The sequence below is a fragment of the Bremerella cremea genome (assembly GCF_003335505.1).
GTDB lineage: Bacteria > Planctomycetota > Planctomycetia > Pirellulales > Pirellulaceae > Bremerella > Bremerella cremea_A.
This window is the reverse complement of the sequence record NZ_QPEX01000010.1, coordinates 1,274,348-1,289,420: the sequence shown is the minus strand read 5'-3', so window position 1 is coordinate 1,289,420 and position 15,073 is coordinate 1,274,348. Positions and strand designations below refer to the sequence as shown.

General features: G+C 52.5%; 13 protein-coding genes and 1 other RNA gene. 8 read left to right on the top strand and 6 right to left on the bottom strand.

What is annotated here, in order from left to right; translation table 11 throughout:
- Window positions 1-168: 168 nt before the first annotated feature.
- From xylB to DTL42_RS06245, 4 genes are all read left to right on the top strand, one after another.
- Window positions 169-1,695, top strand: a complete 1,527-nt coding sequence (gene xylB / locus DTL42_RS06265) for a xylulokinase (protein ID WP_114367789.1) — start codon at window positions 169-171, stop codon at window positions 1,693-1,695.
- Between the two features lie 24 nt (window positions 1,696-1,719).
- Complete coding sequence (locus DTL42_RS06260; protein WP_114367788.1) at window positions 1,720-2,679, top strand: ornithine cyclodeaminase family protein; 960 nt, start codon at window positions 1,720-1,722, stop codon at window positions 2,677-2,679.
- Window positions 2,680-3,314: 635 nt separating this feature from the next.
- On the top strand, window positions 3,315-4,643 hold the full coding sequence (locus tag DTL42_RS06250) for a sensor histidine kinase (protein WP_114367786.1): 1,329 nt from the start codon (window positions 3,315-3,317) through the stop codon (window positions 4,641-4,643).
- Window position 4,644: 1 nt separating this feature from the next.
- Window positions 4,645-5,046: a response regulator gene (locus DTL42_RS06245; protein WP_158545255.1), complete on the top strand. Its 402-nt coding sequence runs from the start codon at window positions 4,645-4,647 to the stop codon at window positions 5,044-5,046.
- A gap of 29 nt (window positions 5,047-5,075) precedes the next feature.
- Here the strand turns inward: DTL42_RS06245 and DTL42_RS06240 are convergent, their stop codons facing one another.
- On the bottom strand, window positions 5,076-6,749 hold the full coding sequence (locus tag DTL42_RS06240; protein WP_114367784.1) for a hypothetical protein: 1,674 nt from the start codon (window positions 6,747-6,749) through the stop codon (window positions 5,076-5,078).
- Between the two features lie 269 nt (window positions 6,750-7,018).
- Between DTL42_RS06240 and DTL42_RS06235 the strand changes: the two genes are divergently transcribed.
- Window positions 7,019-9,013: a vWA domain-containing protein gene (locus tag DTL42_RS06235; RefSeq protein WP_114367783.1), complete on the top strand. Its 1,995-nt coding sequence runs from the start codon at window positions 7,019-7,021 to the stop codon at window positions 9,011-9,013.
- A gap of 41 nt (window positions 9,014-9,054) precedes the next feature.
- Here the strand turns inward: DTL42_RS06235 and DTL42_RS06230 are convergent, their stop codons facing one another.
- Window positions 9,055-9,672 (bottom strand): hypothetical protein, encoded by a 618-nt coding sequence (locus DTL42_RS06230; RefSeq protein ID WP_114367782.1) that lies wholly within the window; start codon window positions 9,670-9,672, stop codon window positions 9,055-9,057.
- 235 nt (window positions 9,673-9,907) lie between these two features.
- On the opposite strand from DTL42_RS06230, the gene DTL42_RS06225 reads away from it, so the two are divergent.
- Window positions 9,908-10,279 carry a hypothetical protein gene (locus DTL42_RS06225; RefSeq protein WP_147274176.1) on the top strand — a complete coding sequence of 124 codons (372 nt, stop codon included), beginning with the start codon at window positions 9,908-9,910 and terminating at the stop codon, window positions 10,277-10,279.
- A 163-nt stretch (window positions 10,280-10,442) separates the two neighbouring features.
- The gene (locus tag DTL42_RS06220; protein ID WP_114367780.1) at window positions 10,443-11,756 is read left to right on the top strand and encodes a leucine-rich repeat domain-containing protein; all 1,314 of its coding nucleotides are present in this window, start codon (window positions 10,443-10,445) and stop codon (window positions 11,754-11,756) included.
- Between the two features lie 69 nt (window positions 11,757-11,825).
- Here DTL42_RS06220 and DTL42_RS06215 read toward each other — a convergent pair whose 3' ends face one another.
- The 3 genes from DTL42_RS06215 to DTL42_RS06205 form a co-directional block, all read right to left on the bottom strand.
- Window positions 11,826-12,653, bottom strand: coding sequence for a DNA alkylation repair protein (locus tag DTL42_RS06215; RefSeq protein WP_147274175.1), 828 nt, complete (start codon window positions 12,651-12,653; stop codon window positions 11,826-11,828).
- Between the two features lie 14 nt (window positions 12,654-12,667).
- Window positions 12,668-12,991 carry a Dabb family protein gene (locus DTL42_RS06210; RefSeq protein ID WP_114367778.1) on the bottom strand — a complete coding sequence of 108 codons (324 nt, stop codon included), beginning with the start codon at window positions 12,989-12,991 and terminating at the stop codon, window positions 12,668-12,670.
- Between the two features lie 162 nt (window positions 12,992-13,153).
- Window positions 13,154-13,564 carry an FHA domain-containing protein gene (locus DTL42_RS06205; protein ID WP_114367777.1) on the bottom strand — a complete coding sequence of 137 codons (411 nt, stop codon included), beginning with the start codon at window positions 13,562-13,564 and terminating at the stop codon, window positions 13,154-13,156.
- Window positions 13,565-13,681: 117 nt separating this feature from the next.
- On the opposite strand from DTL42_RS06205, the gene DTL42_RS06200 reads away from it, so the two are divergent.
- The gene (locus DTL42_RS06200; RefSeq protein WP_234824088.1) at window positions 13,682-14,623 is read left to right on the top strand and encodes a TIGR01212 family radical SAM protein; all 942 of its coding nucleotides are present in this window, start codon (window positions 13,682-13,684) and stop codon (window positions 14,621-14,623) included.
- Window positions 14,624-14,653: 30 nt separating this feature from the next.
- Here the strand turns inward: DTL42_RS06200 and rnpB are convergent.
- Window positions 14,654-15,059, bottom strand: an RNA gene (gene rnpB, locus DTL42_RS06195) — RNase P RNA component class A.
- Between the last annotated feature and the right edge of the window lie 14 nt (window positions 15,060-15,073).

The following is a 15,073-nucleotide window of genomic DNA, read 5'->3' as shown; positions in this document are numbered from 1 at the left end:
CTAGCACTAAGCTCCCGGTCACAATCGTCATAAGAAGTTAACAATGCCAGCACTCGCCAGGGCCAGGATGCTTGGTTCTGTGGTTTAATTAGGGCAGAATAGGCGTTTTCGCCCGTCAGTGAAACCCTCTACATCTTCTCCTTCGCCCCATTTTGAGGATCTGCCCCTGTGAATATCTATTTGGGAATCGATATCGGTACGTCTGGAACCAAAACCATTGCCATGGCCGAAGATGGCACGATTTTGGCGGAGTCTTCTGCGACTTACCCAGCGCTGCATCCCAAACCGCTTTGGAGCGAACAAGATCCAGAACATTGGTGGAAAGCCACGGTGAAAACCGTCCGCGGAGTTGTGAAGGCCGCCAAGGCGAAGCCAGAGGATGTCAAGGCGATCGGTTTATCAGGGCAGATGCATGGTTCGGTCTTTTTAGACAAGGATGACCAAGTCATTCGTCCGGCTCTCTTGTGGAACGATCAGCGTACCGCTGCGGAATGCGAAGAGATTGAAACCCGGGCTGGTGGTCGTAAGAATCTCATCAAAATGGTCGCCAACCCTGCCTTAACTGGGTTCACGGCTCCCAAGATTCTTTGGCTGCGTAATAACGAACCCAAGAACTTCGACCGCTTAGCCAAAGTGCTGCTTCCAAAAGATGACATCCGACGTCGCTTGACCGGAGAATACGCGACCGAAGTCAGCGATGCCAGTGGTATGTTGCTGTTAGACGTCGCCAAAAGAAATTGGTCGACGCAATTGCTTTCCAAGTTAGAACTCGATCCGAGTTTGCTCGGAACGGTTTACGAATCGGAAGATGTCACCGGTACGTTGACCAAGCAAGCCGCTAAGCAGTTAGGCCTCACAACCGATTGCGTGGTTGTGGGGGGGGCAGGGGATTGTGCGGCCAATGCGTTGGGCAACGGTGTGGTTAAGAAAGGGATCTTAGCCAGTTCGCTCGGTACTTCGGGTGTAATGTTCGTTCACAGCGACGAAATGGCCGCAGATCCAGAAGGTCGCTTGCATACTTTCTGTCATGCCGTACGAGGAAAGTGGCATATGATGGGAGTTACCCTATGTGCGGCAGGCACCCTGGAATGGTTTGTCCAAAAGCTGTGCAGCGAAATGCGTAGCACACGCGGCAAGGGAGATCCGTACTCACTTTTAATGAAAGAAGCCGAGTCGGTACCATGTGGTAGTGAAGGTTTGATGGTGCTGCCCTATCTCGCTGGTGAACGGACGCCTCACGCCGACCCCGACGCAAGAGGTTGCTTTATTGGCATTACACTCAAGCACGAGCGAGCCCATCTGACCCGAGCGATCATGGAAGGGGTTACCTACTCGTTGCGAGAAAGCCTGGAGGTGCTGAATGAAATGAACATTCCGGTCCGCCAAGTACGTGCTGGTGGCGGCGGTGCTAAGAGCCCACTCTGGCGGCAAATGCAGGCCGACGTCTTCGGTAAGAAAGTGGTTACTTTGAATGCCGAGCAAGGACCGGCTTATGGGGTGGCCTTGCTGGCAGCAACCGGGGCAGGAGCTTATAAAAATATCCAGGAAGCCTGCGCGGCGACAATTCGCGAGGTGAGCGAAACGAAACCAGATCGTGCCGCGAAAAAGTATTACGATAAGGCTTTCCCTGTGTATCAAGATCTATACCGAGCGTTGAAAGACGACTTCAAGAAGCTGGGGCGTCTCGACGACTAACCCAAGAGCGAAAGAGGTGACGACATGACGTGCCGTTTTTATCGCGAGCAGGAAGTGGCCATGTTGTTGGACATGGCCACAACAATCGAAGTCGTCGACGAATGTTTTCGCCAACTGGGCATTGGTGGGGCCGAGAACGTGCCCCGCCATCGTGCCCGGACTCCTGGGTTTGTCTTGCATGGCATGCATGCGGCGGCTGAATACCTGGGGACCGCCGGCTGGAAGATGTATTCCACGACACGCACCGGGGCAAAATTTCATGTCGGGATCTACGACATCGAATCAGGACAAATGCTTGCCCTGATCGAAGCAGATCAACTTGGCCAGCTACGCACGGCCGCCGCCTCGGCGGTGGGAGCACGCTATCTGGCCAAAAAGCCGATAACCCAGCTTGGTCTCTTTGGTACCGGCTGGCAGGCAGAAGGACAGCTAACCGCCATGGCCACCGAGTTTCCCCTGACTCAAGCGTTTGTTTACTCACGCGACGAAGAGAAACGCCAGGCGTTCGCCGAGCGGATGTCGGAGAAACTGCAGATCGAGATTGTCCCAGTTCACGACCCGCGCGAGGCGGTGGAAGATCTTCCCCTGATAGTCACAGCGACGACCAGTAAGCATCCGGTTTTCGATGGAAACTTATTGGCGGAAGGAGCGTTAGTTTGCGCGGTGGGGGCGAATTGGACCTTCAAGCGAGAAGTCGATGTCGTAACCGTTCGTCGGGCGGATAATTGGGTTTGTGATTCAATTGAAGCTTGCCGTGGTGAAGCAGGTGATTTTGTCATCGCTGCTGAAGAAGGCTATTTCGATTGGACGACGGCCGTTTCCCTGGCAGATGTCATCGCCGGCAAGGCGATTGGCCGGAACAATCAGGACAGCATCGTCCTATTCAAGACCGTTGGGCTGGCGCTACAGGACGTGGCGTTGGGAACAAAGTTCTTGGAACTCGCCGCCAACAAGCCAGACCTTGGCATGGCTTTGCCTTTCTAGGCTTCGCCGATGATCGGTAGAAAAACTATGTATTGACTGGCTTATATGGCTGTTGTGGCGAAAAGCTATCGAGGAGGTATTCGATGCTAAGCAACCAGTCATGGCGTCCGTTGGTAACGCAGTAGCCACCTCGAATCGTTTTTGCCTCGGGTTTCTCTGCTTCTGATAGTCGTGCGGATTGCTCCTGAAGAGACGCTATTTCTGCCAGAGCGAATTGCCTGAAAAGTTCTACTGGAAAGGCTCGGTATGTCGCCAGTCGCAGCATTTTTAAGTTGGCTATTCCAATGCGTGATCTAGTTTTTATTGGCGTGTCGATTTGTTGCGGTCTTTTCGGAAAATCACTTCCTGGCTGCGATGAATCGATGTCGTGCTGATGTTGGTGTTGCTTAGCGAGAAGTTCCAAGATTGTGGGTGCTGAAAAAAAGGCCACGGTTTTGATTCGGTGCCACAGACGTCACTAAGTTGCCAGAAGCAAAATCCAGAGCCTTAGCGAGTCGTTGGTTTATCGGCGAATTGAAGTGTTCGTCGGTATCGCCCCTTCAACGGTTTGTGCGGGTAATTTTATCCAGCTAAAGAGTGTGACCTTTGGCGGGCGAGAGTCGGAGCTTCACGGATAACCGCCAAGGAGTAGGGGCATGAAACGCGATTCGATTGCGATGAAGCGGATCTTGGCGAGACGATTTGTCATCGCCATGGCCGTCATTGGTATCACCAGCGCTATTTCTGTCGCAGCGGTTTTCACTCAGCTTCGCAAGGTCGAACGCGATGCCCGCTTAATAAACATCAGTGGTCGTCAGCGCATGCTTTCTCAACGCATTGCCCTTCTTTCGGTACTCGTAGATGAAAAGCAGAATGCGGCTCAACTTGCAACGATCGATTCGTTAGAAGCATGTTTGCATGCCATGGCGAAAGCACATGCTGAACTTTCTGCAGATAGTAAAAGCTCAAGCATTCGACAAGAGTTATTTCAAGGGCCAGTCGGCCTCGATCAGTTGGTACCTCAATACCTTGCCGCTGCCCAGCAAGTAGTCGAACAGAAGGGGACCACTGACGATATCGCTCTTGTCGAAAGTATGGCTACTAAGGGTGTCTTGCTGGGAAAGCTCGATGCGGTCGTCGCTGCCTACGAAGCTGAGTATGATTCGCGAAAAATGGGGTGGTTGATTTCGCTCGAAATCGTGCTGCTTGCGGTTTCGTTTCTCGCGATTGGGGCCGTTGCGTGGTTTGTGTTTCGCCCAGTCGTCAAGTTAGTTTCTAGTTCGCTTGAATCGCTCGAGCGAACAAACGCAGAGTTGACCGAATTCTCCTATCGGATTTCACATGATCTCCGCGCGCCGGTGGTTTCGTGCCTAGGGATTGTGGCTCTTGCTGGTGATGCCCTAGCCGAGAAGGACTGGGAGACGTCCCAGGCCGCGATCGAACACATTCGCAAATCACTCGTACGATTGTCTGCGACGACAGAGGATATCGTGGGGCTCATCCGCCAACGCTTGACCGATGTTTCCCCAGAAACTTTCAAGCTAACCGACGTCGTTAACGAATCGGTCGAATCGCTTCGTCATCTGCCAGACTTTGATAAGGTCGATCTGCAAATCGATTGCCCACAGGAACTAGAGCTACGGACGAAACGCGTCTATGTCAAACAGACAATCGAAAATCTATTGTCGAATGCTGTGAAGTATCGTGATCCGGATATGGGCATTTCCAAAGTTATTATTTCAGCCAAAGTGGAAGCCCGTGATTGTCATATCACGGTTGCTGATAATGGCCTGGGAATTGATGAAAACTATCGCGAGCGTGTCTTCTCGATGTTTCAGCGGTTCCATCCCCGTGTATCGTTTGGTAGCGGGTTAGGGCTTTATCTGGTCAAGCAAAATGCGACATCACTCGCTGGGGCAGTCGAGTACATTCCTAATGAGAAGGGATCTACTTTTAAATTTTCCTTTCCGACGATGGGGGCATAACATGCGCAAGATTTTGGTGGTCGACGACGATGAAGGATTTCAATTTCTGTGCAAGATGGTGTTTAAGAGAAGTGGCGAGCCATTCCAGATTCTGGAAGCCTACGATGGAGTTCAGGCCCTAGAGATCTTGCAGAGCGATGATCCTAAGCCTGATCTCATTTTGCTTGATATCAACATGCCGAGAATGAACGGGCATCAGTTTTTGGAGGAATACTCCAAGCAAGCGGTTGGCGAAGTGCCGATTGTGGCGATGCTGACCAGTTCAGAACAGCAACGAGATCGCCAAAACGCCCTGAGCTATTCGTTTGTGCAGGACTATCTCCTCAAACCGTTATGTATAGAGCATATCCAGAAACTCAAACGGTTATACCAACATGTTTGTAATCAGCCTGTGGTAAGCTGAGCGAACTCGGGGGAAATCAGTCACACAAACTAGCGGACCTCTTGGGCTGGATTCTGTGGTGCTTCGGCTACTTTTTCTGCCGCTTGCGATTGTGCGGAAAGCTGCGGTTCGGCCTGCGCGGTGATCGATTCTGCGTTCGCCACACGCAGTTGAATCTCGGTAGCATACTTCGTCACCGGTTGGGCACAATGAATTTCAGGGCGAACAATGAAGCTGCCAACTTGGCGTGTATCGATCGTCACTGTTAAGCGAACGCTCTGGCCGGGCTCGATCGTAAGTGGATCGAACATCGCTTGACCAAGACCAATTTTACCGGGGTGTCCAGCCACTTTAAGCGGTTCGATCCCTTCGGACATATTCACCACGATCTGGACCAGGTCGGTTACTTTATCGCTGAGGTTGGTTACCTCAATTCCGTAATTAACCGGTATCCCTTGGATCGCTTTCTCGCTGGGGGTGTAGACCTGAAGTTTCAAAGCGTTGATTGGATGAACCGAGATTTTCGGCACTAAAGATTCTGTCGAGGCAAACTCTAGGCGTTCCTCTTCCACCGGCATTTCTGTTTGAGCGATGACTTCTGCTGGGGGAAGTTCAGGAGGAAGAGGTGTTTTCACCGGGAACCAATTCAAATTCAAGCTAACGTCTGTCAGCGCTAGCAGCAGGGGCCAATGGTTTTCGGCGACTAAAATAGAATTGGGTGCCGGAATCAGGCCTTCTGCGTCTTTTACCAAGGCAACGGGGCCCATTTGCAACGTATTGTCATCGGCCGTTTTTGTGATGACGTTGGTGCCTGACTCGGTTACCTCGAACTGCCCGATCGACATGCGTCCGGCGTACAGGTCGCCCACTCGCAGGCGGATTTCCTTGCCGTTCAAATCGACCGCCATAAAAACGGGGCCTTGCAGCACTTTGATGGAATCGCCAGGCGTTGGGCCTTCTGTAGCCGTCCAACCGTTAATCAAACGAAGGAAACGAACCGGAAGACGATGCGTTTCGGCAACTTGTTCTAAGGTCATGCCGGGAAGAAAGGTTACCGGCGGTTCGGCCAGATGTTTGTTCGGAGCGTAGATCACCGCTTTGGCGAGGAAGTCGCCCTTCTCGTGGATCTGTTGTAATTGCTCCTCGGTGTAGTTCCAACTGCTGCTCACCTTATCGATTTCCTGCAGAGCTTCTTTCCACTGAAAGGCAGCTTCAAGTTCGGCGACTTTGGCGATGAAGTCATCAAACGCAGGAACCTTGGGCGTGATGTCGGGGGCAGGTGTTGCCGCATCGATCGTGGTTGGCAGGGAGGTGGGCTTGTCCGTGGTAGCTGCTTCCGAGAAGCGGCTAGTTTTCTTCGGTTCCAGTGGCATTTCAGCAAGGGCGGTGCTGGCCGGAGCTGTTTCGAGCGGGGGTGCTTCAACTGGAGCAGGGGGAACTGCCGCCTCTACAGGAGCAGGTGTTTCCAGAACTGGATTGGAGACCGTAACCGTTCTCTCGGGGGTGGTTTCCGGGGTTACTACGGTGGGTGGTAACGCGACCTTGGCTTGGCTCCGATTTTCCGCCAATTCCGTAAACGCCGCCGCGTTGAACAGGGGGGCCTCCGAAACTTCAGGAGCGTCGCTCGGTGGCGCGGTGACCATTTGATTGCGGTAAATGACGTAGCCGTTATAAGCCACGCAGACCAGGAGTCCCACGATCAAAAGATTACGAAAAACAGACACGGCAAGCCTCGGCTGGAGCGAGATTTCACGGAATAATTGCGCAAGTTAGCAGTGCTGTATCAAATCCGCCCACTTGGCTCCAGACCAATCGTGGGGAATTTCAACGTAAATTCCGGTGAAGCTGCTTTTCCGTGGCGATAATTACAGACGTCTTCTACGATTAAGGAATGAGGTTCAACAGACGATTGGAAGAACGTGCGATGATGCGCCAATCCCAAAGGTCGTCCTTGTTCTTACGCTCGAAACTCTTACAAACATGACCGGTACGCATGCAGCGATCTGTTTTGCCAGAAGAAGGGGCTCGCTCCCAGCAGGCCAACCAAGCTGAAGCCCTGCTGGCGGTACGCGCAGAGCAAAAGGGGCGGCGGCGATTTTTCTCCTGGGAAAATATCACCCGTTCGGCGTCGTTTCTGGTTTCGTTCGCGTTTCACTTCGCGCTAATGCTAGCGTTGGCGTTGTTTACCATTTTGGAGTTGCCGAGCGACCAAGTCGAATTGGTGGTGGTTGAGCCAGAAAATGAAGAGTTGGAACGCCCCTTAGAATTCGAGCTAGATGAGTCAGAAAAGATCGCCACAGAAATGACGATCGCCAACCTCAGTATCTCGGAACAAGGGATGGAAGGATTGGTCGACTCCTCGGTGAGTGCCCCATCGTTGGAAATGCCTCCGTCGGAATATTTAGACGGTCCTGAAGTGACGCTGGAAGTTAATTCACTACTCACCAAGAACACCGATTCGCTATTAGAAGAGATACCGGTCGGAACCGTGGGATCGGTGCAAGCAGTGGTAGGAGACTACCAAGAGGCTATGGATCAGATTTCGCAAGAACTGATTTGGATGCTCTCGAAAAACAAAGTCCTTGTCATCTGGCTATTCGATCAGTCGGAAAGCATGAAGGACGATCAGGACCAAATCCGTCGTCGGATTCATCGCATCTATGGCGAAGTGGGACTAAGCGAACATTCGCAAGGCGACGCGTTAACGACAGCGGTGGCCAGTTTTGGGCAAGGGTTTGAACTTCATACCCGTGCGCCCACCAGCAACGCCGAAGCGATCGATCAGGCCATTGCCGATGTCCCCGTCGACCCATCCGGAGAAGAGATGTTCTGCTCTGCCGTGGCCGAGGCTCTTAAACTCCATCGTCGATACGCCAAGACCGCCGATCGCAAGATTGCATTGATTGTGGTGACCGATGAAAGTGGTAACACGCAAGACAACGAAGGCCGTTTAGAAAAAGCAATCTCGGTCGCCCAGGCGAGTCAGGCTCGCGTTTATGTTTTAGGACGAGAAGCCGTTTTTGGTTATCCGTATGCCCATGTACGCTGGGTTCATCCAGAAACCGGTAGCACGCACTTACTGCCGGTCGATCGCGGACCGGAAGCGGCGTTGATCGAACAGTTGCAAACCGATGGTTTCGGCAAGCGAACCGATGCAATGGCCAGTGGCTTTGGGCCGTACGAACAAGTCCGTTTGGTCAAAGAAACCGGTGGTATCTTTTTCATGCTGCCTGGCGAAGAATCGAACATCAATCAGTCGATCGATCGCCGATACGAACCCCAACTGATGAATCGTTACCGCCCAGATTTAAGGGCACGGGTCGAGCAGGTCAACGATCTGAAGAAGGACCCGCTCAAGACGTTGGTAACGAAGATTATCTACGATTTGAATCCTTATCAGCAAAACGTTGCGGATGTCATCGAGATTCAGCAAACATTCAGCGCCGACCCTCAGCGTTTTATCCGGGATGTTCGCAAGCAACAAGCGAAGATGATCACCTATATCAGCTATTTGGATCGGGCGATTGAAGTGGCGGAACAGAATCGCAAATTGCGAGACGACTCGACTTCCGTGCGATGGATGGCCAACTACGATTTGCTGTACGGGCAGCTTCTTGCCTATCGGGCCAGGGCGTTTGAATATGGGGCCTATCTGACGAAGTTCATGGAGAACCCACCTTCGCTACCACCGCAACCGGCCTATATGGAATTCTGCGGCTGGCGACTGGCGACGACTCGCGAACTGGCCGCCCCTGAGCAAACCGAGGCGGATATCGCGCTATCTCAGGAAGTCTTGAAGGGGGTGATTGATGAACATGCGGGAACTCCTTGGGCAACCCGCGCCAGTTGGGAGCTTCGCCGAGGCTTTGGCGTGAAGCTTGAGCCAATGTTCGTCGACACCCGCCGAATCAATCGCCCGCGACCAGCCCCAGTGGCCCCTGTTCCGAATATGCCGCAGCCACCGCCGGTGCGCATCCCAAAGCTGTAATGTCCGCTACGGGTGAAGTTGAGAGAGCAAGGCGAAGAAGCTCACTCGTCGTCGTTGATCAGAAAACGAGTCGATGAGAGGCCGTACTTGTCTTGATATTCTTCTTCACAGGAATGATGCGCTTCACTTCCAGCAGCTTCACGAGATGACAGTTCGGAAACCGTTGCGTTGTCGATCGACGCCTGGCCTGCTTCTTGGTATTGCTGCTCGAAGTACTCGTAAGAACAGGGCGTGGGATCGCTCTTAGCAATTCCAAGCAACACGGCGACATCCAAAATGGTGCCCGCCACAAAACGGCCAGGCCCTAAAGTTCCGCGCCAGAATAAGAGCGAGCGATTCCAATCGTCGGAGTAATGGAACGGATCGTCTAGCATGCCGCCCATCCAGCCGAGGTTGTCGACGTTGGGACTGGGAACAAAAAAGAAGGCAAGACCGATATACAGCAGGACAATCCCAGATGATACGGCAACGGATTGCCAGCCCTGCAAGGGTAAGAAATAGTAGGACAGCATAAACATGCCTGCGGTGATGAGCAGGGCCGCCAACAGCTTGAACAGAACAACCGTGGGATTGGTTTGTGCGATGTGCTCGGTGTTGACATCCACACTGCCTACCGGCTGCGGGTCGTATTGTTCGCACCAATATTCGTAAAGGCTCATGGGGTTCTCTCAGGCATTTTATTCCAGCTTTTGCTTAAAGCTTATGCCATGTTTATCAGGGAAACCGATCGAGGTTTCTGTTGAGAGTTTGTCTCAGTTGTTTGCTGGCAGAATTTCATGGATGGGGGAGAGAAATCTGGTACGCAGACGACTACGATAAGAGCCAATGCGCGGAATCTGACGGTTCCGCTGAATGCCTGTTTTCCTGCTTCTATTTGTTGGAGAGAAATTGGTTATGAAGAAGTCTTTGCTCGTTGCGACCGGGCTCCTTTCTGTTGTCATGCTATGCGGTGTCGTCATGGCCGACAAAGAAAAGGACGCGAAGTACAGCACCGAAGAGATCATGAAAAAAGCTTTCAAGGGCAAAGATGCCCTTCTCGGTAAAGTAGTCAAGGGAGAAGCCGACGAAGAACAATCGAAGCTCTTCTTAGAAATGGTCGAAGCGCTCGGCAAGAACGAGCCGCACAAGGGTAGCGAAGAAAGCTGGAAGAAAAAGACTTCCGCCTTGCTGGTCGCCGCCAAAGAAACCGTCGAAAAGAAGGAAGGCGCTGCCGAAAAGCTGAAGAAGGCTGCCAACTGCAAAGCGTGCCACGACGAGCACAAGTAAGCAAAAGATTAAAGATAAATTGAGAATCGAAAGGGCCCCTGGGTTTATCACCTGGGGGCCTTTTTTGGTGTTGGTTGCCAATTTGAGGCTCGTCCGGTAGCCTAAGGGGTTTGCCTGCTATTGATTAGCGTCAGCATTATCCCCTTTAAAGGAAGCTCCATCCATGAACCGCGTCTGGATTCTCGGTCTGATACTGTTCGCTATGCCTCTTTGTGTCGGTTGCCCGAGCAATACACCCACGGGAAAAGACGATAGTGGGAAAGCCAAACCTGCCGCTCCAAGCTTGCCAGCCGACGATCCAGAAGCGGTCGCGGCGCTGGAAAAGCTGGGGGGCAACCTTACCAAAGATAGTGACGGGAACGTCATACGAGCCGATTTCGCAAGTGTGCGTTTTGAAGAAGGGCAAGACGACACCGTCTTCGAGCCCATCTCAAAGCTCGCCCATTTGCAAATGGTAAAGTTCTATGGGGCGGACATTACCGATACGGTAACCACCTATATGAAAGACCTGACTCAATTGCGTGATGTCACGTTCGAAAATTGCGTGATCACGGACGAAGGACTTGCCAATCTGACGAACTCGAAGGATCTCTCTGTGTTCGGACTGCGCCGCACCAACATTTCCGATAAGGGAATCGAGATTATCTCGAAGTTCCCCAAGGTGCGTTACCTCGACTTCCGTTATTGCAACGTGAATGACGAAGGGATGAAGTTCGTCAAGGACATGAAGAACCTCGAAGTGCTGCGTACCGAAGGTTCCTTTATTGGAGACGAAGGTTTAGAGAATCTATCTGGTCTGACCAAGTTGAAATTCCTGAACTTGCGAGACAAGCGAATCACCGACGCTGGGATCGAGCATCTCAAGGACCTGAAGAACCTGGAAACGTTGGAACTGAACGAAGTCGCTTGTTCCGATAAGGGGCTTTCCTACTTGGCTGGTTGTACCAAGATGAAGAAGCTCCACCTGTTCCGGACCAAGGTGACCGACGCCGGGATGCAGTACCTGAAGGACATGACCGAAATGGTCGATCTGAAGCTGCGTCAATCTCCGGTTCGCGGTATGACCATGGACCAGCTGAGCGGCATGAAGAAGTTGAAAGATCTTGATGTCAGCGAAACGGGCTTCAGTGATGAAGGGGTGGCAATTGTCAGTGACTTCAATACGCTGGAGTCGTTGAACTTGTGGAACACATTTATCACCGACGCTGGCCTAGAGCCGATCAGCAAGCTTAAGAACCTGAAGAAGCTTGACCTGCAGAATTGCAACTTGAGCGACGAAGGCGTGAAGCACCTGAAAGGAATGACATCGTTGACCAGTTTGTCATTGAAAGAGAATAGCTCGATTTCAGACGAATCGATTCCGGTTCTACTGACACTGACTAACTTGAAGAAGCTAACACTGAACTTCACCCAGATCTACGACGACGGTGTCGAGAAGCTGAAGAAGGGCATCCCCGGCATCGATGTGACCTTCTAAGGTCTTGCGGTCAAGAACGAATCATCGAGAAAGCCTCCGTGCGAAAACGTACGGAGGCTTTTTTATGCGTTAAGCCTTCTTGCGAAGCGTCCTCAGGGCCCGATGCGTGATGCGCCGGGTATGTGGTGACTCGCTTTCCGCCAGCCAGCGTTCACACAATTCCTGGACAAAGTCAGGCCTCGTTTTACTGGCGTCGTTCAGCCAGTTGGCGACGGAATCTTGCACGTACTTGGTATCGTCTTCCCGGCACAGTGTGAGTAGATCTTCGGCAATCTCAGGCCGTTGTTTCAACTCGGTAATGTGTTTGCACCAGACCCCACACGGACGCGAAACTTCAATCGCAAATCGCCGAGCTAAATGGTTCTTATGATTGGCCAGCGGGTAGAGACGTTCGATATCGGAGACGATCGATTCCGCCGCTGGCAGGCGAACCGACATCCAGGCAATTTCCCGCACGCCCATGTTCGAATCGAGTGCGAATTTACGAGCTTGTTTTAAGCGTTTGGCAAACGTCAGCGTCTCGTCCGCTGCATCCATATACGCGGCCCAGCTTCGTAGGACGTCGCTGGGGTGTTCGGTTAATTGCTGATAAACGACTTCCCGCGCGTCGCTACCGACAAGGGCTTCATGAAACGCTGCCCCGGTTGCCGTCAGCCGTTGCATCACTCCTGCAGTGGCTAGGTCTTTGATGATACGGCTAAGCTTTTTGGCGACAGCGTCATCCAGGGACAAGCCAGGGCGAACGGCTTTGAACAACTTGACGTGGTCGATAACCAGGAATTCGACAAGGTTGACCGATTCCAATTCACCTCGATTAAGCCCTGCGACAACGTTCGCCGGAACTTCGCTTCGCCGAACGGCACCTTTACGGGCTCGCAGTTTTTCGAGATCCGTCACGCTTTGACTCACGGTTAGCTGCCGACGGTGGAATCGAAGACGCGAACCGATTCCCAGCCCTCTTTGTTTTCTTCGATGAATTGCAAGTGCCGCTCGGCAACTTGGTAGGCGTTTTGCGATTCCAGTGAATCAAAAACGACATGGAGGGCAACTTGAAAATTGCGATCGTTCACCGGACGATCCAATTCTTCGGTCAGTACGCCAGCGGCAAAAAAGATGCAGCCAGGATGGCCCGAGAGATACTTTTGGCAAGCTTCGACCAACTTCTGTTGGGCTTCGGGCGACTTATCCTTCAAGGTGAAGAAAACGTTGTGAGCGATTTGTGTCAGGTTTTCCATAGCAGGCAGTATGTCTTCTATGTGAATAAAGGGAGAATGTGGTGAAGCAGTGCAATGTAGCGGGACAAGGTCTGGTGAACAACGCAGGCGCATGAAAAATGCCATGCTGTGTTGACCACGGCATGGCAAGCGTATCTTGGTTTAAGACGACTCGATCGTCAATTAAGACTTGCGACGCGTCGTTCCGATGCCAGCTCGCTCTAAAAGCGACTTGCTGAGGATCTCTTCGGCTTGATTGTTTTCCGAAGGGGGAGGGCCGGTGGCACCTAGATCGAGCGGGTCGTAATGCAGCTCGTATTCATGTTTGGCGATGGCAATCACTGTGCCGGGATCGATGCGTTTATCTGTTTCTCGTACGCGTTTGCCGTTGACCTTGGTGCCGTTGCGGCTGCTTTGGTCTTCAACGAACCAGTAACCCTGCTTTACGTATAGCTGACAGTGATTGCTGGAAACATTGGCAAACCGAAGGACGACATCGCACGTTTCGCGTCGACCGACGAGAAGGGTTTTCTTTAGCAGTGGGATTGGATCTCCCCCACCAACTGGGATCAATTCCCCAAATTTCTGGCTCATAAAAAGTGCCTCGTTCCGCTAGTGCCTGGAAGATAAGTCGTAAATCGATAAGAATACGGCATTGTCCACTCTATCAATTCCTTAACACGAGTCAACATTTCATCAGAAGAGATTGATTTGTCTTCAACGGCGAAAACGACCTGGCGAGATGCCGGACTCCGTTATTATGCGTACAGCTGGTATCTTCGGAAGCGATTTGGCGAACGAATCCAGAAGATCAGCCTCGATGCGAAATTCACTTGCCCCAACGTTGACGGCACCGTCGCGAAAGGGGGATGCACGTTTTGTGACAATCGGAGCTTTAGCCCCAGCCGCCGCGAGCCGATTCGTGATATTACCGACCAGTTGGCCAATGGGATAACCCGGCTTAAACGTCGCTATAAAGTTGACCGTTTTATTGCCTACTTCCAGCCAGCGACCAATACCTACGCTCCGGTCGACCGCCTCAGGCCGCTGTACGAACAGGCAATCGATCACGAAAAAGTGGTCGGGCTAAGCATTGGTACCCGTCCCGATTGTGTGGCGGAAGATGTGATGGATCTCTTACAAGAGTTCGCTGGGCGGACCTTCATGTCGGTAGAGTACGGCATGCAAACGATTCATAACAAATCTCTCGATTGGATGAACCGCGGGCATCATCACGATGCTACGATCGACGCGATCGAGCGGAGCCGGGGAAGAGGCTTTGAAATCTGTTTACACGTGATTTTGGGTCTGCCTGGCGAAACGCATGAAGACATGATGGCCACCGCCGCTGAAGTGGCGCGGCTGAATATCGACTCAGTCAAGATCCATAATCTGTACTGCGTGAAGAACACCAAGCTGGCCGATCAGGTTCAGTCCGGTGAAGTAACGCTGATGGAACGCCAAGAGTACATCAAGACACTGGTCGATTTTCTCGAACGTATTCCCTCAGATGTTTTAGTCGAGCGAACCATTGGTGACGCCCCGCCGCAGTTTTTTGTTGGCCCCAGCTGGTGCCTCGATAAGTCGGCCGTGCTGCGGGCGATCGACGACGAATTGGTCCGCCGCGATACTTGGCAGGGCAAGTTGCTGTAGCAGAAGCCTTTTGAGAGCGGCGCAGCAAAAAGCTCAAGTGGATCGGTAAGCCGGGTTCTGTCCCGCAACAAGTTGCGGGGATAGCCATTCCTCTAGGGCGGCGATTGCTCGACGCCTCAAGCAGCGTACCCGGCAGTGGTTGACGGGCCGGACGAGCCCGTGTGTTGTCTGTTGCCAAACAACCCTTCCGCCTGTTTGCCTTGCTCCGGGTGGGGTTTACCAAGCCAAGCGAGTCACCTCGCTTGCTGGTGCGCTCTTACCGCACCTTTTCACCCTTACCGTTCCCCCAAGGGGGACTTAGGCGGTTTGTTTTCTGCGGCACTTTCCCTAATCTCACGACCGGTCGACGTTATCGACCACCCTGTCCTGAGGAGCCCGGACTTTCCTCCCGTTGCCCTCCAAAAAGAAGGCAACCGGCGGCTATCTGATCCACTTGAGCAAGCGTAAGCA